The organism is Streptomyces actuosus, assembly GCF_016921115.1.
In the GTDB taxonomy this organism is placed as follows: Bacteria; Actinomycetota; Actinomycetes; order Streptomycetales; family Streptomycetaceae; genus Streptomyces; species Streptomyces actuosus_A.
On the sequence record NZ_JAFFZS010000001.1, the window covers coordinates 480,000 to 505,539 of the forward strand.

Here is a 25,540-nt window from a genome sequence, read left to right on the forward strand (position 1 = left end):
CGAACGCCCCCTTCGGGCCGTCTGTCCATGTTCCGGACGATCCACCGGCGGCGGGCCCATGGGGAGCGGCCTGCCGGGGCGCTCGCCATCACGGCCACCCCTGTCCTAGTCTTCTGAAGCATGACGCTGATCCGGGCAAGGGGCCCGGTGGCAAGGGGTTGGTGGGCATGGTTACCGGTCGTGTGGTGCGGTTCGACAGTGTGCGGGGATTTGGTTTCATCGCTCCCGACCATGGAGGGGACGACGTCTTCCTGCACGTGAACGATCTCCTGATCCCCGAGCACTACCTCCGCTCGGGCCTCGCGGTCCAGTTCGAGGTGGAGGAGGGTGACCGGGGACTCAAGGCCTCGGCGGTCCGGCTGACGGAAGGGGCCGACGCCAAACCTCCGGCCTACCAGACGCCCGCCGGCGCCGCCGCGGCCCTGGCGTCGGAGTCAGCCAGGCAGGCGGACAGTGACGACTCCCTGTGCGACGTGCTGTCCGCGAACGAGTACCTGCACGAGGTGACCGAGGTGCTCCTGTCGACGACTCCGTCACTGACGGGGGATCAGATCGTGCAGATCCGGGCGGGATTGCTCCAGTCCGCCAAGAATCACGGCTGGACCGAGGGCTGATCGGCTGTGAGGAGGGCGCTCCGGCTCCGGCCCCTTGGAGCTCCGGCACGCACGTGAGGCCAGAGAAAGGCAGGCAGGCAGTTGGCGGTGCGGGCGGAGAGCGACATGTGACGCAGGCTTGTCGACTCTGTGCGGTCATGACCGAAGCGCAGCGACCTCTCTCTCCGAGCGCGGCACCCTGCCCGGGGCGCCGGTCGAACCATCAGCAGAGTCCGGATGGACGGTTCGTCCGGTATCGATCGGGGCGACCGCACGATGCATCGTGGATGTCACCGTCTTCTCCTCATGGAATGCTTCGCCGGCAAGGCCGCCAAGTCCGCGACCTGGCGGTCGAGTTGGGCGTCCGGGGTCGGTTGCCGCCCATCATCGTCACCATCCTCACGAGGGTGGGGTGAGCAGGGCCGTCAGGGAACGCGACCCCGGGCTCCAGCCCGAACGGACGCGGCTCCAGCCCTTCCACGGAGGTCTCTCGCCTCCACCCTGCTTCGAGGGGTTTCGTCCCGTGGCAGCGAATGACGCTGCCACGGGACGGAGATTCGGCCGCTCGTCCGGTGCGTCTCTGCACCGCCCGGTCCGTCCCCCTCAAAGCTGCCACGCCCCCGACGGACTCCGGAACGGAGCCGTCCAGTTCGCCCCTGAACACGCTGCGTCGTGACCGTCTTGCCATCCCGCGGAGAACCGCGCACTCCAAGGAGCCGCCGTGAACGCCGGTCCGGCCGGCCGGAGGGCGACCGGATACAGTGCGCGGGACGGCAGCATGGTCTGTGAGGGGAAGCGTGACCGACACCAGCGACACCCGACCAGCCGACAGTGAAGCGCCAGCGCCACGGCGGAGCCGGAGCCGGAGCCGGCTGCACCGGCTGATGCGCTACATCCCCCTGATCGCCCCCGTCCTGCTGTGGGCCGTGCCCTGCTGGATGCTCCTGTACGCCGGCCAGCACTGGACACTGCCCGTCACGCTCGCCGGCACCGCCCTGCCCGCCCTCGGCCTCGTCGGCATGCCGCTCGCCATGGCGCGCGGCCACGGTCGGCGCCAGCAGGACCGCGCGGCGGTCGTCGGTGACATCTTGCTGGGCATCAGTTGGGTTCTGTTCACCTGGTCGGTCCTACTCGGCGTCTTCCTGCGGCTCGGGCTGACCGTGGCCGGCGTCGGCGAGAGCCAGGACCGGGCCCGAATCGTCACTTGGGCCGTCCTCGGCGTCTCCGCCGTACTGCTCGCCCGGGGGCACGCCGAAGCCCGCCGCGTACCACGCGTGCGCAGCCTCGACGTGGAACTCCCCCGACTGGGCGCCGGGCTGGACGGCACCCGCGTGGTCCTCATCACCGACACCCACTACGGCCCACTCGATCGCGCCCGCTGGTCGGCACGGGTATGCGAGACGGTGAACACTCTGGAAGCCGACCTGGTCTGCCACACCGGCGACATCGCGGACGGCACGGCCGAACGTCGCCGCGCCCAGGCCGCCCCACTCGGAACCGTGCGGGCCACCCATGCCCGGATCTACGTCACCGGCAACCACGAGTACTACAGCGAGGCCCAGGGCTGGGTCGACCTGATGGACGAGCTGGGCTGGGAGCCGCTGCGCAACCGCCATCTGCTGCTCGAACGCGGAGGCGACACCCTCGTGGTCGCCGGCGTGGACGACGTCACGGCCGAGTCCTCCGGCCTGGCAGGTCACCGCGCCCACCTCGCCGGGGCCCTGGCCGGCGCCGACCCCGACCTACCCGTCCTGCTTCTGGCACACCAGCCCAGATTCGTCGACCGGGCGGCAGCCGCCGGCATCGACCTCCAACTTTCCGGCCACACCCACGGCGGCCAGATCTGGCCCTTCCACCACCTGGTCCGGATCGACCAGCCCGCCCTCGCCGGCCTCAGCCACCACGGCACCCGCACCCTGCTCTACACCAGCCGCGGCACCGGCTTCTGGGGCCCGCCGTTCCGCGTCTTCGCCCCCAGCGAGATCACCCTCCTCGTGCTCCGCAGCCCGCACCTGCCCAGCTCGCCGTAGCATCGGGCGGGCCAACACATCCGCTTGGAGCAGTCCGCAGGCCGAGGGCTGCGGCGTCGACAGATGACCAGGCCCGTCTCACCGGCGACAAGATCCGGGCCGTTCCCGGGCAACGGCTCCGACACACCGTACGCGGCCACGCCCTCGCAGCTCAGCGACGTTCGGCGCCCGCACCACCAGCAGACGAGGAATCTGCCGGCCCCAGCGGCATCGCATCAGGCCTTCTCGTGGCGTGGGAGCCGCTGGAGGCGACGCGGGTCGGCAGTGAAGCGTGAGGACGGTGAGCACCTCGGGCGGTCCGTCCACCGGGGCGAGACCGAGATGTACGGCGCCGGGGTGGCGCCGGAGCAGCCGCTTGCACGCAGCCGGTTCCACCAGAGCGCGGCAGTCCGGGCCCCGAGCCGACCGGCGAGCTGTGCGGCGATCGACGCCTGGCAACGCCCGATGAGGCGTCGGGTCACCTCGTCTGCGGTGAGCGGCCGACCCGGCTCTGCCTCAAGGGCGGTCCGGAGACGCAGAGCGAGGCGTTCGGTCGACCGGGGCGCCGCCGCAGCCGGAGGTGACGGGTTCCCGGCTTCTTTCGCGCGGTCGGGTGCCGGGATGCGAGGGGATCACGGCTGGTCGGCCGCGAGCGGTGACGGGGGGCGCTCGAAGAAGGTCTCCAGGACCACGGTCGCCTGTGTTCCGCTGACCCCGTCGATGGCGTAGATCCGGCGCAGCACGTCCTGCAGCTGCTCGGTGGTAGCCGTCCTGACCTTCACCAGCACCGAGGCACTGCCGGCGATGACGTGCGCCTCAAGGACCTCGGGGAGCGCGGCGAAGTCCGGCGCCGAATCACCCATCCAGGACGTCGAGTCGACCATCACGTAGGCCAGGACGGCGCTGCCCACGGCGGCCGGGTCCACGTCGACGGACGTACGCCGGATGACCCCGCGCTCCCGCAGCTTCCGCACCCGCTCGTGGGCGGCACCGGCGGACAGGCCGACGGCCTGTCCGAGCGCGGCGTAGGGCTGGGTGGCGTCCCGCTGGAGCTCCGCCAGCAACACACGATCGATGTGATCCACAACTCTCCATTCGGAACTCACTGGCTATGACCATATCTCATCTTGCAACATGAGCTGCAGGCCGATCCACATTCGACGAATGATGAGTTGTGTAAGGAGTGGACTCCATGAGCGGCGACCGCCCGGGGCTGTACGAGGCGTTTGACGACCGGTTCCGTACCGGGCGATGCATGAACGGCGATGACGCGCTGGAGGTCCTGTTCACCGGCTGTCGTTGGGCCGAGGGGCCGATCTACGTGCCCGCCTGGCGCCAGGTGGTCTGGAGCGACATCCCCAACGACCGGATGCTGCGGTGGGACGAGGAGACCGGCTCGGTCACCGTCTTCCGCCGCTCCGCCGGGCACACCAACGGCAACACCCTCGACCGCGAGGGCCGGCTGATCACCTGTGAGCAGGGCAACCGCCGGGTGAGCCGGACCGAACACGACGGCACCGTCACCGTCCTGGCCGACCAGTGGGAGGGAAAGCGCCTGAACAGCCCGAACGACGCGGCTGTGAAGTCCGACGGTTCGATCTGGTTCTCCGACCCGGACTTCGGCATCACCAGCGATTACGAGGGGTACCGCGCGCAGAGCGAGATCGGCTCCCACAACGTCTACCGCATCGATCCGCGCACAGGTGACGTGCGACGGGTCGCGGACTGCTTCGGCGCGCCGAACGGGCTGGTCTTCTCGGCCGACGAGCGGCAGTTGTTCGTCTCCGACACCCGGGCGGGCTGCATCCGGGTCTTCGACGTGCGCGACGACGGCACCCTGTCCGACGGCAAGGTCTTCGCCGAAGCGGGGGCCCGCGAGAAGGCCCGCTTCGACAACCTCCGCTTCGACGACGGCGGTCGGCTCTGGGTCGCCGCGATGGACGACGGCGTGCACTGCTACGACCCCGACGGCACCCTGATCGGCCGGCTGAACGTTCCCGAGGCCGTCTCCAACATCTCCTGGGGCGGCGCCAAGCGCAATCGTCTCTTCATCACCGCGGAGACCAGCCTCTACTCGGTGGTCATGAGCAACACCGGCACCCACCCGACCGGACCGGGACACCGGCCCTGGCTGGCCCCGTCGCCTCGGTGACCCACGGCGAGCTCTGAAGCGTGTTCCTGAAGCGCGTTGCAGAAGGCTGTGATCGGGCCGCTCAGCGCCCCGCTCTCAGGTGTGGGAGACCGCGCAGCGTGCCCGGGACCGCCAGGCCGGGTGAGCAGCCGTTCCAGGGCGCTGTGGCGCCCTTGCCCGGCCGGATTCAAGCGAGGCAAGGGCGCCAGCGTGTCACATGCCTGCTGACATGCACTGCCGCAGCAGCGGCTCAAGACACAGCTGTGCCTCGTCCGTCCGGTCGAACACCTGAAGAGCATCGAGGCAGCTGACGATCCACCGTGCCTCGTCCTCGTCCTCGATCTTGAGTGCCACGGCGGTCACCGCGCCCTCGACGTCGAACGAGCCGTCCTTGAACCCGTCGTCCAGAGCCCGGTATCCGGTGGCGAGCAGCGGGTCCGTGTACACGCCGGTCGCCTCGGCGAAGGCGCGGGCCTCGCCCCGGTCCGCGCGCAGGCCGGCCAGACGGTGCAGCGCCTCATCGGGGTCGCCGAGTTCATTGTGCAGGCGGTGGGCACGGCCGACCAGGAGCGGCCAACCGCCGGTCAGCGCGTGAAGTCGGTCCAGGCGGTCGTCCGTGTGGAACACGTTGACCCGCTGGGCCCAGCCACGCAGGCTGCGTCGGTCGTGGCGGCGCAGCACCACAGGGGCCGCCGAGGTGGGCTCCGCCCCCGTCAGCAGGGAGCGCCAGAGGCTCAGCTGGGTCGGGTCGGTGACGAGGACGACGGCACGGGTGACCCCCGGTGTGGCGGGCAGCAGTGTCTCGGCGAGGTCGACGGCCTCCCGGCAAGCCTCCGGACGCACCGGGTATCGGGCGAAGTCGCTGATGACGACACGCCGTTCACGCGGCACCCCGCCCGTGAGCTCCTGCCGGTAGACGCCGACCTTTCCGACCGGCGGCAGCTTCCAGTCGGCGATGCGCCCGGCAACCGTACGCAGGGTGTCGCCGACGTCGGTCACGCAGGTGGCGGTCGCACCGAGGACGACCCTCGTCTGGTTGGACCGCTCGCCGAGGAGATCGTCGAGCTGAGTGATGGTGAGCGGCGCGGGCTGGCCGTCGGGCAGCTCGGGCCGACCCTCCTGCACGATGCTCTCCTGGAGTTCGCAATCCTGTTCGGCCCTGAGCAGGCGGGCGTCCACCTCGTGTGAGGTGCCGATCATGCGCAGGGCGTTCGGGCCGCGCAGATGCCAGCCCTGACCGTCGTGGTTGGGGGCGAGGATGCCGAGGCCCACCATCTCGGAGAGATAGGCGCGAAAGCCCTCGGTGTCGAGCTGCTCGAAGCCCTTGCGCCAGAACGTCTCGCACTCCTCGCGCAGTTCGGCGTCGCTCAGCCGGACCTCCAGGCCGCGGTGGCGGGCCTGGTACGCCAGCACGTTGGCGATCACGTCGTAGCGGTGATCGAGGCTCAGCGTGTCCTTGAAGGCCGCCGAGATGCCGTCCCTGAGTGCGGCATCCGACTCCACCACCTCGATGTCGGATACCTCCACCCGGTACGGCGGCCCCTCCGGGCCGCGCCGCGCCCGCTTGCGGTGCATGAGTTCGACCAGCCGGTGCCCGAACATCTGCAAGAGGAACGGCTGGTAGGAGCAGTAGCCGAGTACCCGGTTGACGAGATCGAGGTCCAGGAACTCGAAGCCGAGCGCACGCATCGGCTCGACCAGCAACTCGGCGGCGTACTGGGGAGCCAGCGGGCCGATCACCTTCGGGGTCTGGGCGAGGTGGCCGAAGGGTCCATTGCTCGCGAGTCTGGAGAAGCGCTGCACGGAGTGGAGTCCGGCGAAGACGACCTTGGCGCGGTCCTTGGTGTCGGACCCGAGGCCCTTGAGCTTCTTGGTCTGGTCGAAGCGGGGAGCGTCCGCCTCGAAGAACTGGTCGCACTCGTCGAGCAGGATCAGCAGACGGCGGCGTGAGTCCCCGTCGAGCCAGGTCCGGATGCCGGCGCGCACCCGACCGGAGATCTCCTGCCGCGCCTTGCGCCCCTGCAGCCGGTCGAGTACCTGTGCCTCGATCAGTTCCCTCTCCAGCACGCTCCACAGTGCCTCGGGCCCGAGTGAGCTGCCCTTACCGATGTTCTCCTGGTCGAGATTGACGTACACCGCATGGTGGTAGCCGGGGCGCTGCTCCGCGAACTGTTCCCCCGCATCGGCGAGCAGGGCCGACTTGCCCAGACCCCTGCCGCCGAAGATGACCTGGGTCCCGCGCGGGTCGAGGATGCTCTTGCGCTCGGCGTCGCGGCCGTAGAACATCTCGCCGCCGATTCGACCGCGTTTCTCCCTGATGTACGGGTTGACGCCGGAGAAGGGCAGCAGTGTCTGCGTGGCAGTGCTCACCTGACGGTTTCCACGGGCGGCGAGATAGGCGAGGGCGGCGTCGTCGACGACCAGCAGCGGCTGCAACCGGCCGGATCCGACGGCGAGTTCGACACGGGCCTCACGGCTGAGGGTGCCGAAGTAGACGACGAGGAGGCTCGCTCCGCTGGTGTCGCGCTCCGCCCAACTCATGACGACCTTGGCGGGCGGCTTGCCCCAGACCATCATCACCCGCAGATTGCCGCCCTGCTCCCTGATCTGCGAGCCGAACGCGGGCGCCTTCGCCCTGCCGTTGATCTCTACCCCGGTTGCCTCGAAGAGACGGTATTCCCGCCGGTGCTGGGACCGGTCGTCGAGCGGCCTGGCGCTCTTGGCGTCGTAACCGAGGAGCTTGAGAAGCGGCGGCACCTGCCGCGTCGGCGCCACCTGGAGCCGGTCCTTGCGCTCGGCGGCGGCCAGCGCACGCCACTCGTCGAGGACGTCGGCCGCCAACGCCGCCTCGTCGGTGGAGAGACCGCCATAGTCCAGGACAGGGAGCGTGGGGTGTTTGCCGCCGGACCGGGCCAGATGGACGAGATCACGGTCGATGCCTCCCGGGAGGCCGTCGGGCACGGCCGGGAAGAACTCGGTCAGGTGGGACTCGCCGGTCTCGATCTCCGGGACCGGCTCACCGATCTCCAGGAAGTAGACCAGGTCGGCGGCGGTGGCCAGACCTCCGGTGTCCAGGTGCCGCAGCACCTGGGCGCGCTCCTCCGCGGTGGGGTCCAGGACGTCGAGCCGGGCGCGGATCCGGTCGGCTGCCTGCCGGCGGAAGGCGGGCAGGCCGCTCCGTACCGTGTCGTGCGCGCGCCGGACCCCCAGCAGGTCGTGCAGGTCGGCGTCTTCGAGGCGGTCATGGGCGTCGGCCAGCAGTTCCTGAAGACGCAGGTCCTGATCGTCGGTCACGGCGCCGTCGGCCTGAGCGCGATGCAGCTCGGCGACGAGTTCGCTGTGCTCCTTCCGCAGCTCCCTGCGCCGGGCGGTCTCCCGGTCATCGATCTCGGCGACCGTGGGTGGGTCGAACTCCCCGTCCCGGGCGGCGGGCAGCAGCCCCCGCCCGGCCAACTCGACGATGTCGCGGGCCGCGGTGAAGGCGTCGTGGGAGAGCCGTCTGTCGAGGGCGTCCTGCCAGCGCCCGTCGACGGCGGTCAGCAGTTCGTCGAGCGAGGGCCAGTCGTCGTGGGTATCGCGCACCTTCAACAGTTCCGCGTCCAGCACCAGTTCGGGGTCGAGCGCCCCGCCGGAGCGGATGCTCCCGGCGTCTCCGGCCAGCAGAGCGAACAGCTCCTCCATCGAGGCGTGGGCCGCCCAGGCCGCCGCCGCCGAGACGGCATCCGAGCGCCGTGCGAGCTGCCGCAGTTCGGCCAGGGCCGCCTCCTTGCCGTCCAGGAGGGACTGGCGCAGGGCGGAGATCTCCTTGGCTGCGCGGTTCCCGTCGGACCGGTCGGCGCGACGGGCACCGTCGACCGCCAGGCACCACTCCCTCACCGGAGCGACGGCTCGCTCCACGAGATGCACCAGGTCCTGCCGTCCGGCCCCCTGGAGGGGCTTGCCGCTGGACGAGCGGTGCCTGCGGTCCATGCGGTCGATCTCATTGTTGATCTCGGCCGGCTTCAACAGCCGCTCCGCCTGCTCCCGGGTCCGCTGCACCGCGTCGCGGTCGTCGCGGACCACAGCCCAGAGCAGCGTTCCGAGCATCCCGTCGTCGGTCGCGAGCCACAGCTTGGCGATCTGTGTGGCCCGTGCGAACCGCAGCTTCTGTGGCGCGAGCAGGGCACGGCACTGCTCGCCCAGCTCCCGCAACCGGGCTTCCGTGTCGAAGACGTCGGCGACCAGCGGAGAGGCGGTCATCAGGGCGCCGCTGAGAGCGCGGTTGGCGACGGCGGCCGCCGCTTCCCCAAGCCGGTCCGGGAGGCGGGGCACCAGTACCTTGAGCTGAGCGCCCGCCGAGTGGTCGCCGGTGATCAGCGCGGTGCGCAGCAGGGCAGGCACCAGAAGGAGCTCGCTGCCCTCGGTGTCCGGGCCCGCGTACCCGCCGTACTCCTGGAGCAGGTCCACGGTCAGCCGGGCGACCTGGCTGTCACCGGAGGTGAGCAGCGTGGCGGCACCGGCCAGGCGGAGCGCCGCCACCTGCGGCTCGGGGTGACCGGCGGCGCGCGCGACATGGTGGGCGAGTCCGAACCGCCGCTCCGCGACCAACTGCGCCAGGGCCCGCTCGGCCGCGGACTCGCCGGGGAGGTCGCCCACGGCCGTGTCCCGGGCCGGCGCATCCCCGTCGTTCGGTGCCGTGGGAGTGAGCACCCGGGCAGGGGCGACCGGCTGCGTCCGGGGCGCCGGCTCGCTGTCGGTCCGTGTCGCGGTCGGTGCGTCGGGGCCGTTGGCCGACTCGGGGGCCGTCTGCCCAGCGGGGGCAGCAAGCAGGGAGACCGCCTCGGACGTGGAGTCTTCCGTGGGCCGACCGACGGTCTCCCCCGTCCGCTGGGTCGACTGTGCGTTGCGTTGTTCCGTGGTCGCCTCGGGGCCGGAGGGCCCGGCGGTGCTGTTCGCCCCGACCCCCGCGGTTTCGCGGCTGGTGTCCTCCTGCTGGGCCAACGTCAGTTCGGGCGCCATGATCGCCGCCATGGCACACGCCGGCAACACCCGCACCACCTGCTCCTGCAGCACCAGGATCTCAGCCGCGGCGTCCGGCTGCCGCCTCAGCCCGACGAGCCGGAGCAGGGCGGCGAGCGCTGCGCTCTCCTCCCGTTGCGACTGATCCCACACGGGTGCGTCCAGCAGGCGGCGGGCCGCGTCTCGCACAGCCTCGGCGGCAGCGGCGGCCGGGCTGTCCGGGCGGCAGGTGACGTGCAGGAGTTCTCGGAGCGGCTCCCGTGCCCGGACGGCACGTTCGTACTCCGTCCGGTGCGTGCGGGCCGCGCGCCTCATGTCCTCCAGACGGCGGGGCACGCCCTCGATCCCCGCCGCGATGAACACCGTGTCGACGCTGTCGAAGACGGCGGCCAGCGTCGACAGCGCGGCGAGGTCCGCGTCCTGCGGCGGGCGGCCGTCCGCCACCGAGCCGGTCACCCTCTGCGCAGCTTGCCGGGCCTGCGCGAGGGCCGATCCCAGCTCTCGGCAGGCAACCTCCGGTTCCGTCCCGTCCTCGTCGCCGGCACCGGCGAACACCGTAGCGGTCATGTCGTGAGAGGTGTCGACGTCACGTACCACGGTGTCGGGGGCGGGGGCCCTCGTGCCCGGCGGGCCGGCGGCGGGCCCGTGCTTCCCCTCGCCCGCGAGCAGCGGCTCATCGTCTTCCGCCGCTCCGGCGGCGAAGTCCGGGTATGCCTCTACGACGGACCGCGCCGCGACTTCGACGGCATGGAACTGTGCCTTCTCCTTGTCGTCGGCCGGCGCCGCGAACCAGTCGTGGTCCGCCGCCCAGGCGATGATGTGGGCGTCCCCGACGGAGGCGTTGCACCACGCGAGCACAGTGGCCCGGACCAGGGTCCCACCCCAGCGGGCGACGGGGTCGGGCACCGTCTCACCGCCACGGGCGAAGACGAAACGGCCGACCTGGTTCATCACGGTGACCGTGAGCCCCTTGACCCCGCGGGTGCAGGCGTGCTGCCGCGACTCACGGCGGAGCCTGGCGAGAACATCCCTGCAAAGGGTGCGGCTGACGCGTCGAGGAGCCGCCATCCGGATGCCCAGGCTGCCGAGCAGCTCCTGCCGGTCCCTGGGCGGAAGGGAGTTGAAGGCGAGCTCCACCATGTCGGCAGTGAGGTCGTTCAACGCGGCGGTCGCCGGGTGTTCCAAGGCGTTGAGCGCGGCGGCCAGGCCTTCCAGGTCCTTGGTCGAGGCGCTCGGCGGAGACAACGGTGGCTCCGTGACGACGCGGTAGCGGTCCTGCATGGACGCGTACTCCGTTTCTGATGCTGGTCGGGTTGCGGTGCGGGGATCGGCTCACTCGACGCGGAGGAGCCTTGGAGGAGGAGACCGGAGGAGAAGAGGCACAGGGGACGAACGGACCGAGCTCGTCGGAGCGGCGAACGATCAGCGGCCGCGCGTGTGCTCGGTGACGAACGTGTAGCCCTGGGGCAGTTCCCAGCCATCCGCCTTGCCGAGTCCGCTGCAGTGCTCTCGGAAAGCCGCCCGCTGTGCGTCACTGGGCGAGCATCCCGGCCGCAGCCGGCGCAGATGACCGGGGACGAACTGGACGGCGAGCAGCCCTTCACCGCCCGGTTCCGTGCCGCCCCAGGGGCGGATCACCCGCCGTCGTGCCGGGCGGTAGCCGATGAGCGGGATGGTCAGCTCCCTGTCGCGCGCCGGGAAGTGCGGCTGCCCCCACGGGTCCCGGCTGCCGAGGGCCGGTTGCAGAAGCCGTTCGGCGAGCAGTTCCGCAACCGCCGATTCCAGGGCGGCGGCCTGCGACCGCGCCGGCCGGCACCCGTAGACGGCACTCGGCAGGACCGAACGGTCCATCAACGCGTGACCGTCCAGAGTGAGCAGACCGCACCGGCGCACCGTGCGCATCACCAGCTGCCGGGGGCCGAGCCCGCCCGCACTGTCACCGTGACGGTCACTGCCCGGCGTGTCCTCCCTGGTGAGCACACGAGGGTCGTAACGGTGTCCGGTCTCACGGTCGCCGACCTGGACCCGCTCCGTGAGTAGGGTCGTGACCAGGCGGATCACCGTATCGCCGCGCAGCTGTCGCAGTTCGAGCAGAAGGCCGGGAAAGAAGTCGCGGGGCCAGGTGATGCCCACCAAACGGCCGGCTTCGTCACCGAGTTCGGCGGTGACGTCCTGTGTCGCCTCCTTCTCGTCCAGCACCTCCCCGGCGTGGTCGATGTCGAGGCGCACCGTGGGGTGAGCGCGGTGGGACGGGCGAAGATCCTCTACCACCAAGGGATGCAAGGGGAACCAGCCGTCCCTGAGATGGGCCAGCCGCAGGGGCGTCCGCCAGACGATCTCCATCACGTCGTCGCGCAGAAGTTCGCCGGTGTCGAGGGAGGCGTCATCGGTCAGGGGGAGATCGACCGGGTCCAGTTCCGCTTCCGGCTCCGACGACGCGGGCAAGGTGGACACCCAGCCGAGTCCGGCCGGGATCAGGGGGTCTCCGGGTGGCTCCGCGTCACCGGGATGACGGGACCGCCACACGCCTCCCCCCTCGAACGCGTCGTCGAGGGTGATCCGGGAGCCGTTCTCGAAAAGGCCCTGCTCGCTGTCTCCTTGGACGACGTCGGCGAGCGCCACGTTCGCCCGGCACACCGCGGATGCGTACCCCACGCCCGTCAGCTGTGCCGACGCTCCGGGGAAGGCGCGCAACCGCGGTCCCACCGCTGTGTAGACGGTGAGGGGTGCGGCGAGCCCGTAGCGCCGCCTGGCCGGGGTGGCCGCGCGCTCCACCGCCGCTGCCAGGGATTTCAGGTCGCCTCCGCCCAGGGGTCCGGTGTCCCGCCAGCAGTCCGCCAGAGACGTCCGGGTCATGGCGTAGTGACCCCAGAGGCGCAGCGCGGTGCTGGAGTGGAGGACGCCTCGTACCGTATCGAGAAGACCGGCCAGACCCGCCCGCAGGCCGTCTTCGTCCGTGCTGCCCACCAGCGCGGCGAGGGACACGGGGACGACGGGACTGAGCAGCTGCTCGCGTGCCGTCGTCAGGAGATGCCGGGCGTAGGCGTTCAGTTCGTCGCGCTGGGCCGCTTCCCCGGACGGGTAGCACACGTCGACCACGAGATGCCCGTCCTCATTGATCCAACGACGGCGCGTGCGTAAGCGATGATGCTGGGCCGGCGACAGGCTCAAGGCCGGGCCGAAGGCGTGCAGGTCCGGGACCAGCAGCTCCCTACGCCGGGGCGCGGCGCCGCTTCCCGGCCTCGCCGGCCCCTCGGCACCCGCGGGCGCCCCCGACAGCCAGGCCGGCACGTCACCGAGCGCACCTGTCTCCGGGTGGGCGCCCTCCCGGTAGACGATCTCGGCGTAGAGCGGATCCGACCCGGTGGCGACGCACACCATGGCACCGACCGGGAGCACCGGAGCGCACTCTCCGAACGTGATCACAGGAAAGTCGTCGAGACGCAGCGGGCTGCCACCGTAGCCCTCGCCACCCAGGTCGTACCCGAAGTAGACGGCGTTGAAGGCGACGGCGGTATGCACCGGGGCCGTTCGGGCTGCGACAACCGCTTCGAGGTAACGCCGCAGCCGGTCCCGTTCCTCGTCGGGTACGGACTCGTACCCCCTGGCCATGGCGGACGTCAGCAGGGCCCTGTCACCGTACGGATCCGGTACCCCCGTTCCATCGTTGTCACCGGCCGTTGCCTGCACATACGGGTCCCCACCCATGACACCTCCGCCGCACACGGGTCACCCCGGCCCGACTGCGGTAATTCCGCAGACTATGCCCGCGCCTGGGGTTCCTGCGGCACTTTCGTCACTTTGCGACGGCTGGCAGCGGTGGGCGCCGAGCACTACGTGTCGGCGCCACCTGGTCACAGCACGTGGAGATGCCGCACAAGCAGGAGCCGCCCACGCCGAGGACAGGCCCACGCCGGGCAGCAGCCCCGTGGCCTCGGGCCCGCCGCCGTACCCGGGTCGGCTGCGCGGATCACGTGCTGCCGTTCCGGGCCCGGGTCAGCTGCTTCAGTTCGATGATGGTCGCGACGGCGCGCAGCCAGGTGGCCGCGGTGTCGTCGACGGCGATCCCACCGGCGAGTTCGGCGCCGGCCCGCAGCCACTCCCGTACGAGGACGGCCGCCTCCCGGCGGGGCAGGGGCTCGGGCAGTTCCGCGGCACGGACGAGTCCGCCGGCGCGCACGGTGTCGGCGAGGAAGGCGACCGAGCGCGGCTCGGTACCGAGGCGGTCGAGGACGACGGCTGCGGCCGCGGCGCCGTCGCCGAACAGGGCGGTGCGCCGTGGGCCGGGCTCGGCGGCGAGGCCGTAGCGCAGCAGGACGGTGATGTCGAGCCGGGCCAACTCGTCGTCCGTGCGGTCCGGCGGGTACGGGGCGTCGTCGTTCATGGCGGGGCCTCGGGTGTCTCGTCTGGTCTGTCTGGTCCGCTGCGGCTCAGTCGACGGTGACGGTGTAGGTGATGCGCTCGGGGGCCGGGGAGGGGCTGGCCGTCCCCGTGGCGGGGGTGGTGGGGGTGGCGGAGGGGCCGGTCGTCTCGGGGGGCCGGGAGGAGGTGTTGCCCTGGCAGGTGGTGAACGTGCAGTGCAGCAGGGTGAACCGGGTGGTCCCCCTGCCCTTGGCCTCGAAGGTGAAGGTGAGCCGCCCGCCGGAGCCGGGCGCCGGCTCGTCGCCGGAGTCCGGCGCGTAGTCCCGGCCGCGGCTGACCAGCACCGCGCTGTCGGGCCGGGGGTCGACCAGGTACCAGTACTCGCGGGTGGAGGCGTTCTGGTCGACGGTGAGGGTGAAGCGCTCGCCCGGCTCGGCGGTGATGCTGGTGTCCTGCAGCGAGTGGCTCGTCGGTCGGCTCGCGGTGTTCGTGGAGCCGGCGGCCGGTTCGTCGGTGCCGGAGCCGCAGCCCGTGGTGAGAGCGAGGAGCGCGGCCGCCGCGATCGCGGCACCGCCCCGGCTACCGCGGAAGATAGACGCTGTACGCGTTGGGGAGTTCACTGTTGGATGCCTTGCCCATGTGGCCGTTGATGAAGTCGTCCTCGCTGACCCAGGTGGTCGAGCCCCAGGGGTTGTACACCTGAAGCATGTCACCCTCCTGGGCGATGATGGTCATCGCGTGGGCGCCCTCCTTGCCCGAGACGTCGACCGGCACCGGCCGCCCCTGCGCCACCGACTTCTCGACCTCGGTGAGGACCGCCCTGCGGTCGGCGGCGCTGTTCAGGTCCTGCCGCTCGTAGTCACTGCCGGTGGCGCTGCCGACGGTGCTGTCGTAGATCCGTTCCTGCCCCTCGGGCCCCATGCCGCTCCATTTCTCACCGCCGTCGCCCGCGGTGTGCAGCCGGTGCTGTTCGGCCACCAGGCGCTGCTTGAATGCCTCGGGGTCGTCCTGCTGCCCGTCGGGGCCGCCGGTGAGGTCGAGCGCGTACAAGGGGTCGACCATGGCGCGGGACGTGACGGTGGACGAGGCCACACACGTGCCCTCGGAGCCGTCGCCGCCCTGGATCCACCGCTGGCCGTCGAACGTGACGTAGTCCGTGTTGTAGTTCGAGCCGTTCGGCGCCAGACCCTCGTCCCTCATGCTGTCCGCGTCGGTGACGACCGGAGTGAGGTGACGGCGCAGCCAGTCGGGATCCTTGCCGTGGATCTTGTCCTGGAACCTACCGATCTCGGCGACGCTGTGGCCGGCGGCCAGGGCCTTCATCAGGTAGGCCCGCTCCTGCGGACTGTCCGACCTCGCCAGCATCCGCTCCATGGCCGTCTCGTCGTCGAGGCTCAGCAGGTCCATGCGGGTCGAGGCGCGCTTCAGGTCGTCGGCCGTGAGGATCTCGTTCAGCTCGGTGTCGGCGCCCGCGACGCCGGTGTCGGCGAGCATCAGCTTGTCGACGGCCGCGAGTTCGCTGGTCTCCATCTTCCCGGCCCGCGCCTCGGAGGCCCACTTGTTCAGGTCCCGGGCCGCGACGCGGGTGGCCTCCTGCGCGTCGGAGACGGCTTCGTGCATCAGGTCGACCGCGTGGGAGCCGTAGTGGGCGGCGTTCTTGCGGTCCCACTCCTCGTCGCCGTTCTCGTACAGGTCGTCGAAGAAGCCGTCCTTGCCACCGAGCATCGTCTTCTGTTCGAGCAGCAGTCCGCGGCCCTGCTCGTCCTTGCGCTGCGCGGCGCCGATCGCGTCGGCCAGCGTCAGCAGCACCGACGTGCACCCCTGGAACGCCTCGCTCATCCGGGTCACGGAACGCCCGGCGGCGTTCACCACGTCGGAGGCGAGGACGCTCGTGTCGCCGACCCACACCTCCGGAAGGCCCTTGCGGCCGACCCGGTCGACCTGGTCGAAGACGCTGCCGACCTGGTTCACCTGGCCGCGGTAGAGCTGTGCCAGGCCCTCCAGCACACCCTGGTCGCCGCCCGGAGCGGGTACCGAGAGGGCGTCGTCGATCAGGTCGAGGAGGTCGTTCTTGCTGCCGGCGCCGAGCATCTTCTTGGACAGCCCGGCGAGCCAGTCGAGGCGGAGGGAAGGAGAGTCGAGGGGAGAGGAGAAGAAGGACACCGGCCCGTTCCTCAGTAGCTCGACAGGGCCGAGGTGCGCCCGCCGTGCGTCGATGTGTCGGTGAGGGCGCTCGTGCCGCCGGTGCGGACGCTACCCGCGTGCGTCTTCACCAGCCCGTCGGTGCCGTGGTACGTCTTCTTGGCCAACTGCACCTCGTCACCGAGCTCGTGCAACGCCGACGCCAGTGTCTTGGCCTCCGACTCCCAGGCCGTGACGAACGCGTTCAGCGCCGACGCGGCGTCGTGTCCGCCGACTTCGCCGTACGAGTAGCTCGTGCGGTGCTTGACGGCCGAGCTGACGCCGTCCATGTCCGTTCCGGCGTCGTCGAGTTGCTGGGCCTGGCCTGTCATGCCGGCCTTGACCTGGTAGCCGTCCGAGCGCACCGTGCCTCCCCCGTATGCATTCGATCATGACCGGCAGCAGGCTAACACGCGGCGTTCATATGGAGGATCACATGTCGTCCGCCACACACGCCCCCTCCACATCACCGCTCATGCCAGGTCAGGACTGGGTGCCTGTGGCCCCCAGGGTCTCGGCTGCAGCTCCCCGCAGGCGTGCGGTGTGCAGGATGCCGTGCGCAGGAAAGGACGTCGCACCGCTGCCGTTCCGGCTCTTCCTCGGCCTCCCCGAACGTCGCGGGCGCCGGTGTTCACGCCGGCGCCGCTCGCCCGAAGCCACACGGCTGTCCGCAGGGCTCGGGGCGAGTTCGCGTGACCGGAGCTCGCCCGCCAGGGCGTGACGCGGAAAGCCGGCGAGAGCTCAGGCCGCCGGCGTGCGGAAGCCGGTCGCCGCTGCGGTGGGGCCCGGCCCCGCGTCGGCGTGGACCTCCCAGCGGGCATGCCTGCCCGTGCGCAGGCACTGAGGTGGTGCCGCCCGGGCCTGTTCACGCCCTGTGCTGCAGGGAGCGCCGTGCGGGGTTGCCCTGTTCGGCGGCCTTGGGGTCCTTCTCGTCGGCCTTCGCCCGGATCTCGCCGTCGGCCGTCCAGCTGGGCGGGGAACCGTAGCGCTCGGGATCGGCCGAGGGGCCGCCCCTGGAGTGCGGGGCGCAGACCGGGTCGGTCGTGTTCCGGTAGGCCATCGCGCCGCCCTTGGAGTACGTGTGGACGTCGACGACGGGAGCGTTCACCGGCAGCTGCTGGTGGTTGGTGCCGATCGGTGGCGGAGGGCGTCCGCGTAGGAGAACAGCCGGGCGAGCAGCATGCGGTCCGGGCTCGGTCCGATGCCGGGGACGAAGTTGTCGGGCTGGAAGGCCGCCTGTTCGATCTTTCTACGTCGTCACTTGCCCAGTGCCTGGCGCAGTTCGTCCTTGTTCATGGTGGACCGGCCGTCGATGTTCTTCCTCTTGGCTTCCTCGTACAGTTGGTCCCTGGTCGGTCCCTGAGCGCCGCGGTGTGAGCGCTCGCCCCCGCGCTGCGGGGCCGACTTGGGGTCCTGGGTCGAGACCTTGCCGGCGCGCTCCGACTCACCGGACCGCGCGCGCTGCTTGTTGACGGTGCGGGCCGCGATTTCCTTCGCCCTCTCGGTGGGGGTGCCGCGTTTCTCGGCCTCCTCCTTGATGTGCTCGTACTGCCGCTCCCGCTTGCGTGAGGATCCGGCCGGCATGGCGATCTCCTTGTTCGTGGTGTGCATGCGCCGTCCGGGAAGCGGCGGCGCCGAGCCCTCAGCGCCCGGCGGACGGGGTGCGGGGCCGGGTGTGTCCACGCGGCGATCGTCCCGCGTGCCCCCGAGGGCGTGACCGGAGGCGGTCCGGACGGCTCTTCCCACCCGCCCGCTGCCGGACCTCACCGCCGTGTCCCATGGCCCTTCGCCTTTCCGAGAATGCTGCACGCCGTCCAGGGTCACGCCACGGGTTCCCGGCACGTCGTGGGCCTAACGTCTCGGCCGCCTCTCTCCGGCCTTCGGCCGAGTGGGGCTCGCCCGCACCCTCACACACCTCGAAGCCCGGGCAGCAGTCCCGCGCCGGCCCATTCCAGGACGTCGTGTCGGGTGTCGCCTCCGATCTGGACGAGTGCGACATCGGTGAAGCCCGCGTCGGCGAACTCCCTCATCGCCTCGACGACGGCTTGACGGTCGTCGCCGCACGGGATCGTGGTGGCCATGTCCTCGGGGCGCACGAGTCGTGGGGCCACCTCGAAGGAGAAGGAGTCGGGATGCGGCAGCTGCGCGTTCACCTTCCAGCCGCCTCAGAACCAGCGGGGCTCCTCGTGTGCCCGCTCGACGGCACGGTCGCGGTCCGTGTCGCAGCAGAGGGGAAGCTGCCCGGAGCGGGGCCTGCCCGCTCCGCCGGCCCCGTCGAATTCGTCGAGCAGGCCGCGCCGGGGCTCGGCCCGGACGCGGAAATCGGCTCGTTCGCCCGCGAGTCGGCAGGACCGGGCGCCGGAGACGTCGGCACCGAGGGGCGGGGACCGGTCGCGACGACGAACGGGCAGACAGGACGGGCCGAGTTCCCCGTGGCGGGCTGCGACGCTCTGTGGCCGGGGGAACTGCAGCGCCGCATGCCCGGCCTGCGCCGCTCGGACGTGTGAGCTGCCTCACCCGGCGCTGCCGGATCGACGGACGAAGTGCCTTGCCGGCGCCCTCCCGCCCTCCGGGCGCCGCATGCTTGGCCGGATACGTCAGTAATCCGTCATTGCAGCCAGTGCGAGGTTCGATACAGGCTGTGACCGTGTTGGAGCGACGTGTTGTTGTGGTGGTGTACGCAGGCGCGATGGCCCTGGACATCACCGGACCGATTGAAGTGTTCGATACGGCGAATCGGCTCCTGGGCCCTTCGGGCACCCCCTACCGGGCCGACTTCGTCTCGGCCGACGCACCACTGGTGCGCACGAGTTCGGGGGTCGTGGTGGGGGCTTCGCCGCTGGAGGCGGGACAGGGGCCGATCGACACGCTCCTCGTTCCGGGCGGCTGGAGTCTCGACCACGCGCTCCGGGACCGGGCACTGGTGTCCTGGATCGGCCAGGCCGCGTCCCGGTCCCGCAGAGTCGCCTCCGTCTGCGGCGGATCCTTTCTGCTGGCCGAGGCCGGCCTCTTGGACGGCAGGCGTGCCACCACGCACTGGGCGTACAGCGAGGCGATGGCGTGCCGCTATCCGAAGGTGACGGTGGACGCCGAGCCGATCTTCGTCTGGGACGGCCCCTTCGTGACCTCCGCGGGCGTGTCGACGGGCATCGACATGGCTCTGGCCCTGGTGGAGGCCGATCACGGGTCGGCGCTCGCTCTGGAGACGGCACGGTTCCTGGTGCTGTTCCTCAAGCGGCACGGAGGGCAGTCCCAGTACAGCGCCGTCCTCGACGCCCAGTTGGCCGACCATCCGCCGATCCGGGCGGCGCAGGAGTGGATTCACGACCACCTGGACCTCCGGCTACCGGTGGCCGAGATCGCGCGGCAGGCCAACATGAGCCAGCGCAACTTCGCCCGGGTCTTCCGGCGCGAGGTGGGCATGACGCCGGGCCAGTACGTCGAGCGGACGCGCATCGCCCGCGCACGCGACCTGCTGGAGAGCACGGACCTGACGATCGGGCAGATAGCCGGCCGCTGCGGGTTTCCCGCCACCGAGACGTTCTTCCGGTCCTTCGGACGCACGCTGGGTCTCACCCCCACCGAGTACCGGCACCGCTTTCAGGTCATCTCGCCCTCCGGCCTCATCGACCGGCACCACCAGAGGGAGGGGAGCCCCGCATGACCACCACGGCTCCGGAACCACGCACAGCGGAACCGTTACGCCTGGTCGACCATCTGGCCTCGGAGCTCGCCAGGGCCGGCGTCACCCACCTGTTCGGCGTGGGCGGCGCGAACATCGAGGACCTGTACGACGCCGTGCACCGCGGTGGCGCCGTCCGGGGCGTCGTCGCCAAGCACGAGTTCTCCGCCGTCACCATGGCCGACGGATACGCGCGTACCACCGGGCGCCTCGGCGTCGTCGCCGCCACCTCGGGCGGCGGGGCGATGAACCTCGTGCCGGGCCTGGCGGAGGCCCATGCCTCGCGGGTGCCCGTGCTGGCCCTGGTGGGCCAGCCACCGACGGGTCAGGAGGGTCTCGGGGCGTTCCAGGACTCCAGCGGAAAGTCGGGCTCCTTCGACGCGAAGGAGATCTTCGCGCCCCTCTCCCGGTTCTGCGCGCGGGTCGACGACCCGCACTCGTTCGCGGAGTTGCTGCCCCGGGCAGTCCGGGCGGCACAGACCGATCCGCGCGGTCCGGCCGTGCTGCTGCTGCCCAAGGACGTGCAGCAGGCACGGATCCAGGTACCTGCCCGCGCCGCCGCCCCGCCCCCGGACGAGCCCTCGACGGCATCCGCGGCGCGACTCGACCCCGTTGCCGTGAGCGCCGTGTCGAACGCCCTCCGCCGGGCCGGTCGCGTCCTCGTCATCGCCGGTGAGGGCGTCGCCGCCGCCGACGCGCGGGGAGATCTGGCCGAACTGGCCCGGCGCCTCGGGGCATGGGTGGCGGTCACTCCGGACGCCAAGGACGTCTTCGACAACCGTGATCCCCGGTTCGCCGGAGTGGCCGGTGTGATGGGCCACGCCAACGTCGAGGACTGCCTGCGGCAGGCCGACCTGTGCCTGCTCGCCGGTACCCGGCTTCCGCTCCTGGCCCGCGGCGGCCTCGACGGGGCCCTGGCCGGCACCGACGTCGTCTGTCTCGGACCCGAACCGCCGTTCGTGCCGGGCACCGCACTCGGTGGGAACCTGCGGGACGCGCTGCGCGCGGTGGCCTCCGGGCTGCCGTCGTGTTTCCGTCCCTGCCCGCCGCACTCCGGCCCCCTTCCCACCCCCACGCCCGCTCCGCCCGTTCGGTCCCTCGGGCGAACCGTCCCCCATGCCCGGGCAGTGGCCGCGGTGGAGGCGGCGCTCCCCGAGGACGCACACGTCTTCGTGGACGCCGGCAACGCGGGGGCCAGCGCGATCCATCTGCTTCCGGCACCGCGCCAGGGCCGCTTCGTGGTGGCGGTCGGCATGGGCGGCATGGGCTACACCTTCGGTGCCGGTATCGGTGCCGCGCTCGCCACCGGCCGACGCACCTACGTCCTCGCCGGCGACGGGTCCTTCTTCATGCACGGGATGGAGGTGCACACGGCCGTGGAGTACGGCGCACCCGTCACGTTCGTGATCTTCAACAACAACGCCCACGCCATGTGCGCGCTGCGCGAGGAGTTTCTGCAGGGCGGGGTCCGCGACGACGACGTGTTCGCCCGGACCGACCTCGCCGCCGGACTCGCCGCCGCCTTCCCGTCCCTGCGGGCCACGGAAGCCACCGACGCGGCACACCTGCGCACGGCGCTGCTGCGCAGCAACGCGGGCGGCGGGCCGGCGCTGGTCTCGGTGGCCTGCGACCCGCGGGAGGTTCCCCCGTTCCTTCCCTTCCAGTCCTTCACCGAAGCCGTCAAGAGCAAGGAGGGTTCAGATGAGCGACACGTCGTCCACGTTGGCTGACATTCCCGGTCTGGTCCGGATCGAGAACGCCGGCAAGGAGGAACTGACCGCCCACTGCATGGAGCTCACCCACGCGGTCTACCCCCACCATCAGGTCTACGGGCAGTACTGCACCATCCACGAGTACGTCGACTGCCCCCCGGAACAGGCCTACGACTACCTCCGCCGGGGACACCACCTGGAGGAGTGGACCTGCAGCCTGCGGGACTTCGCCCCCACGGACACACCGGGGCTGTGGGTGGGGCACGACCGGCTGGAGGACGACACCAGGATCTACTGCAAGGTGGTCGCGAACCCCGAGGCCATGACCGTGGACTACCACTGCTCCTGGGACCAGGGCGAGAAGCTGTGGATGATCTACCTGATGCGTGTCGTCCCGGCCCCGCTGGTGCTCGACAAGCCGGGTTCCGTGATCACCTGGACCAACTGCCGGCACCCGTACTACGACGACAACCCGCACCCCGATCTGGCTCCACGCCCGGACCGCCCCTGGGTGGGCGACTACTGGGACCTCTTCTACGCCGGGCACACGGTGGAGATGCGCAACCTCAAGGCCATCCTGGAGCACCGCCACCGGCGCGGTCTGCCGATCGGTTCGGCTCCGGCGAGGGCGGTGGCGCGGTGACGACGGTCAGCCTCACCGACGTCGCCGCCTACCTGCCCGGCGAGCCGGTCCCCGCGGAGTACTACACGGACTACCCCGGAGCCGAGGACAAGCTCCGCGACAACCCCATGTTCAAGGTCCCGCCGTTACGGCACCACGTGGCCGGCGACGAGACCAACGCGGACATGGTGGAACGCGCCGTGCAGCCCCTGATCGACCGGCACGGCGCGGCGGAGATCCGGGGCGTCGACGTGCTGTTGGTGCACAGTCAGCTGCCGGACCTGCCGTTCGTGGGAGCCGGAACCGAGGTCGCGCGCCGGCTGGGCCTGCATCCGGAGTGGCTCGTCGACGTGGCCAACGCGGGCTGCGCGTCCTTCGTGCACATGGTGAAGCTGGCGCGGCAGATCCTCACCTCCACCGACGCGAGGACGGCGCTGATCTGCAACGCGCAGAGCGCCGCCGGGCAGTGGTTCACCCAGTCCGAGGTGCGCAGGCTCGCCCAGGCGGCGATCCCGGGCGACGGGTGCGGTGTGGGGTACGTGACGACGTCGGCGCGGTCGCCGATCCTCGATGTGGAGACCCGGCACATCGGGGAGTACGCCGGTGACATGACCGTGGCCGTCGACGACGGGCGCAAGTACTGGGAGCCGGGCGAGTCCCAGCTGCGGATCGGGTTCACCGACGCCAGTGTCGCCAAGGTCCTGGCGCGCGGTAACCGCCTGGTTCCCGAGGTGGTCACGGATCTGTGCCGCCGACTGGGCGTGGCGAGCTCCGACATCGACGTCCTCATCACCAACCAGCCCAACCGCACCTTTCTGCGGAACTGGCGGGAGGCGCTGCAGCTGCCCGAGGAGCGGCACCTGAACACCTTCGACGAGTACGGGAATCTGTTCGGAGCTGCGATCCCGGTCACCCTGGACCGCGCGATCGGGTCCGGTGAGGTGGAGGACGGGGACCTGGTGGTGCTCGGGGGGTTCGCCCACGCGGGCGACTTCGCCGGTGCCGTCGCGGTCCGCTGGCACGGTGGACGGGACTGAGCCATGGACGTCCCCGTACTCCACCGGCTCGCCCTCAACGAGAGCCCGTATCCCCCGCTGCCCACGGTCCGCGCGGCCATGCGGCAGGCCGTCGCGCAGGCCCACCGCTATCCGCAGTTCCGTCCCGACGACCTCACCGAGACGATCGCCGCGTGGTGCGGGGTTCCCTCGGAGCAGGTCGCGGTCGGCAGCGGCTCGGTCGGCGTGGCCCTGCAACTGCTCCGGGCGGTGGTCCGGCCCGGCGACACGGTGGCCTACGCCTGGCGCACGTTCGACGCCTACCCCCTCCTGGCCTCCATGGTCGGTGCCAGGTCCGCCCCCGTACCCCTGGCGCCGGACGGGCACCAGGACCTGGACGCCCTCCTCGCCGCGGTCGACGACCGTACGCGCGTCGTGGTGCTGTGCAGTCCCCACAACCCCACCGGAAGCCTCGTCACCGCCGATGCGCTGTCGGCGTTCCTGCGCCAGGTGCCCCACCGCACCACCGTGCTCCTGGACGAGGCGTACGTGGAGTTCGCCCGCGACACCCACCTGCCCGACGCGCCCTCGCTCCTGGACGCGCACCCCAACCTGCTGGTCCTGCGCACCTTCTCCAAGGCATACGGCCTCGCCGCGCTGCGGGTGGGCTACGGACTGGGGTCCCCCGGGTTGGTGGAGCGGATCCGGCGGCAGCAGCTGCCCTTCGGGATCAACGCGGTGGCGACGGCGGCGGTGAAGGCCTCGCTGCGGGCCGAGAGCGAGCTGCGCCTGCGGGTGGACTCCGTCGTCTCCGAACGCGAACGCCTCGGGGGTGAACTCGCCGCCGCCGGCTGGTGCGTGCGCCCCGGCCACGCCAACTCCGTCTGGCTCGCCGCCCCCGATCCGGTCGACGAGGGCGCCGCTGCGCTCGCCGACGCCGGTGTCCAGGCCCGCCACTTCCCCGGCGAGGGAATCCGACTCACGGTGGGCAACCGCGAGGCCAACGACGCGGTGCTGACGGCGCTGGTGGGACTGCGCGCCCGGCGGAGCGCGTCGCGGGCGTGAAGCGCGCCCCTGCGGCGGCCGGGCAGGTGGTCGACCGCCGGGCCCCCTCTGGGCGAGTTGGTGCAGAGGCGCGCCGCGGAGCCGGTCGACGGGGCGCCTGAGGACACGCCCTGGGGCGCTCGCACTGGTCCTCCTCCGCCTCTTCGGAGGCGGCGCTTCCAGGGGACGCAGGAAGGCCGCCGAGGACCCGGGGCCTCCGAGGGCCTGAGGGTCCGGCGCCCCGCCGGCGCGGCGCCGATGGATCCGGCATCCTGCCGAAGGGGCTACCGCCCCATCCCGGCACCCGGATGTCCGGCACCCTCGCCGAGGATCGACACGACCGCCCGTGCCACCTGGCGCGGGCGGTTGCGCATGACCGGTTCGACGGTGCCGGGCCGGTGCACGCGGCCCGGCTGCGCTGCCCGGCACCGGACGGAACGGTCCGGACGACGGTCCTTGCCTCGCTGTCTCCGACGCGGCCGACGCGGCCGACGCGGCCTGCGCAGGTGCCGCTTCCCCGCGACCGGGCGGGTCGCGGCACGCCCCTCCGCCCCGCCCGCCGGGCGACGGGGCCCCGCGCGTCGGGCGGGGCCCCGGAGCGGCCCGCCCTTCCCGTATCCCTCGCTCGGGTGGGCGCTCGGAGGGCCGCTGTCGCGGACCCTCACCGGTCATCCGTCACGGTCGGCTCGGCGGATGGGTCGAGCCGTGTCCGCCGTGGTGGACGGGTGGGACGCGGCTGCTCCCGCCTGCGGCTGCAACCGTGGGTGGCATGCGGACGGAAGCATGCACACAGAGGTGCGGCGCGTCGGACGTGCGGCGGGCGAAGGGAGTGCGGGTCATGGGCCGGTGGAGAGTGGCACCCGACGGTGGACGGCCCGAGGGCCGCGACTGCGCGCATGTCGACGGGATCGGTCCGGCCCCCGAGGTGGGGGAACCTCTGTGCCGGGAGTGTGCGCGCAGGGGGTGGGCGTGGGTCGGGCTGCGGCTCTGCCTGACCTGCGGGCACCTCGGCTGCTGCGACAGTTCACGCGGAGCGCATGCGACCGCGCACTACGAGTCCACCGGGCATCCGATCGCCCGCTGCCTCGGAACGGGGTGCGCGCGGCCGGGCCGGAGGTGGGCGTGGTGCTATGCCGACGAGGTGTACCTGTGGCCGCGGTGAGGAAACCGGACCCGGCCCCCGGGCGTGCGGGCTCGGTCCCCGGCTGCCC

The 25,540-nt window shown here is 71.5% G+C and carries 19 protein-coding genes and 1 pseudogene; 10 read left to right on the top strand and 10 right to left on the bottom strand.

Annotated features, from left to right (window positions below):
* Positions 1–167: 167 nt before the first annotated feature.
* Entirely contained in the window at positions 168–614 is a 447-nt protein-coding gene (locus JS756_RS02105; protein WP_205381139.1) for a cold-shock protein, read from the top strand.
* Positions 615–1,390: 776 nt separating this feature from the next.
* Positions 1,391–2,623: a metallophosphoesterase gene (locus JS756_RS02110; protein ID WP_205381140.1), complete on the top strand. Its 1,233-nt coding sequence runs from the start codon at positions 1,391–1,393 to the stop codon at positions 2,621–2,623.
* A 611-nt stretch (positions 2,624–3,234) separates the two neighbouring features.
* Here the strand turns inward: JS756_RS02110 and JS756_RS02115 are convergent.
* Entirely contained in the window at positions 3,235–3,687 is a 453-nt protein-coding gene (locus JS756_RS02115; protein ID WP_205381141.1) for an Lrp/AsnC family transcriptional regulator, read from the bottom strand.
* 107 nt (positions 3,688–3,794) lie between these two features.
* On the opposite strand from JS756_RS02115, the gene JS756_RS02120 reads away from it, so the two are divergent.
* On the top strand, positions 3,795–4,754 hold the full coding sequence (locus tag JS756_RS02120; protein ID WP_205381142.1) for an SMP-30/gluconolactonase/LRE family protein: 960 nt from the start codon (positions 3,795–3,797) through the stop codon (positions 4,752–4,754).
* Between the two features lie 192 nt (positions 4,755–4,946).
* On the opposite strand, the gene JS756_RS02125 is transcribed toward JS756_RS02120, so the two are convergent.
* The 9 genes and pseudogenes from JS756_RS02125 to JS756_RS02165 form a co-directional block, all read right to left on the bottom strand.
* Positions 4,947–11,012, bottom strand: coding sequence for a hypothetical protein (locus JS756_RS02125; protein WP_205381143.1), 6,066 nt, complete (start codon positions 11,010–11,012; stop codon positions 4,947–4,949).
* A gap of 141 nt (positions 11,013–11,153) precedes the next feature.
* A complete protein-coding gene (locus tag JS756_RS02130) occupies positions 11,154–13,439 on the bottom strand; it encodes a hypothetical protein (RefSeq protein WP_205381144.1) in 2,286 nt (761 codons plus the stop codon).
* 262 nt (positions 13,440–13,701) lie between these two features.
* Positions 13,702–14,115 (bottom strand): hypothetical protein, encoded by a 414-nt coding sequence (locus JS756_RS02135; RefSeq protein WP_205381145.1) that lies wholly within the window; start codon positions 14,113–14,115, stop codon positions 13,702–13,704.
* Positions 14,116–14,161: 46 nt separating this feature from the next.
* On the bottom strand, positions 14,162–14,713 hold the full coding sequence (locus JS756_RS02140) for a protease inhibitor I42 family protein (RefSeq protein ID WP_205381146.1): 552 nt from the start codon (positions 14,711–14,713) through the stop codon (positions 14,162–14,164).
* Positions 14,673–16,256 carry a peptidoglycan-binding protein gene (locus tag JS756_RS02145; protein ID WP_205381147.1) on the bottom strand — a complete coding sequence of 528 codons (1,584 nt, stop codon included), beginning with the start codon at positions 16,254–16,256 and terminating at the stop codon, positions 14,673–14,675. The genes JS756_RS02140 and JS756_RS02145 overlap by 41 nt, the downstream gene beginning before the upstream one ends.
* Before the next feature lie 11 nt (positions 16,257–16,267).
* On the bottom strand, positions 16,268–16,639 hold the full coding sequence (locus JS756_RS02150; RefSeq protein WP_205381148.1) for a hypothetical protein: 372 nt from the start codon (positions 16,637–16,639) through the stop codon (positions 16,268–16,270).
* 500 nt (positions 16,640–17,139) lie between these two features.
* A pseudogene (locus tag JS756_RS02155) lies at positions 17,140–17,522 on the bottom strand (catalase); the annotation flags it as partial.
* A gap of 9 nt (positions 17,523–17,531) precedes the next feature.
* On the bottom strand, positions 17,532–17,858 hold the full coding sequence (locus JS756_RS02160; RefSeq protein WP_205381295.1) for a plasmid stabilization protein: 327 nt from the start codon (positions 17,856–17,858) through the stop codon (positions 17,532–17,534).
* 323 nt (positions 17,859–18,181) lie between these two features.
* Complete coding sequence (locus tag JS756_RS02165) at positions 18,182–18,427, bottom strand: LLM class oxidoreductase (RefSeq protein ID WP_205381149.1); 246 nt, start codon at positions 18,425–18,427, stop codon at positions 18,182–18,184.
* A gap of 33 nt (positions 18,428–18,460) precedes the next feature.
* On the opposite strand from JS756_RS02165, the gene JS756_RS02170 reads away from it, so the two are divergent.
* From JS756_RS02170 to JS756_RS02200, 7 genes are all read left to right on the top strand, one after another.
* A complete protein-coding gene (locus JS756_RS02170; protein WP_205381150.1) occupies positions 18,461–18,781 on the top strand; it encodes a hypothetical protein in 321 nt (106 codons plus the stop codon).
* A 140-nt stretch (positions 18,782–18,921) separates the two neighbouring features.
* The gene (locus JS756_RS02175; RefSeq protein WP_307790231.1) at positions 18,922–19,938 is read left to right on the top strand and encodes a GlxA family transcriptional regulator; all 1,017 of its coding nucleotides are present in this window, start codon (positions 18,922–18,924) and stop codon (positions 19,936–19,938) included.
* Entirely contained in the window at positions 19,935–21,686 is a 1,752-nt protein-coding gene (locus JS756_RS02180; protein ID WP_205381152.1) for a thiamine pyrophosphate-binding protein, read from the top strand. Before JS756_RS02175 ends, JS756_RS02180 begins: the two co-directional genes overlap by 4 nt.
* On the top strand, positions 21,658–22,311 hold the full coding sequence (locus tag JS756_RS02185) for an SRPBCC family protein (protein WP_205381153.1): 654 nt from the start codon (positions 21,658–21,660) through the stop codon (positions 22,309–22,311). The genes JS756_RS02180 and JS756_RS02185 overlap by 29 nt, the downstream gene beginning before the upstream one ends.
* Positions 22,308–23,327 (top strand): 3-oxoacyl-ACP synthase III family protein, encoded by a 1,020-nt coding sequence (locus JS756_RS02190; RefSeq protein WP_205381154.1) that lies wholly within the window; start codon positions 22,308–22,310, stop codon positions 23,325–23,327. The genes JS756_RS02185 and JS756_RS02190 overlap by 4 nt, the downstream gene beginning before the upstream one ends.
* 3 nt (positions 23,328–23,330) lie before the next feature.
* Entirely contained in the window at positions 23,331–24,350 is a 1,020-nt protein-coding gene (locus JS756_RS02195; RefSeq protein WP_205381155.1) for a histidinol-phosphate transaminase, read from the top strand.
* 817 nt (positions 24,351–25,167) lie between these two features.
* Entirely contained in the window at positions 25,168–25,491 is a 324-nt protein-coding gene (locus JS756_RS02200; RefSeq protein WP_205381156.1) for a UBP-type zinc finger domain-containing protein, read from the top strand.
* Positions 25,492–25,540: the final 49 nt, after the last annotated feature.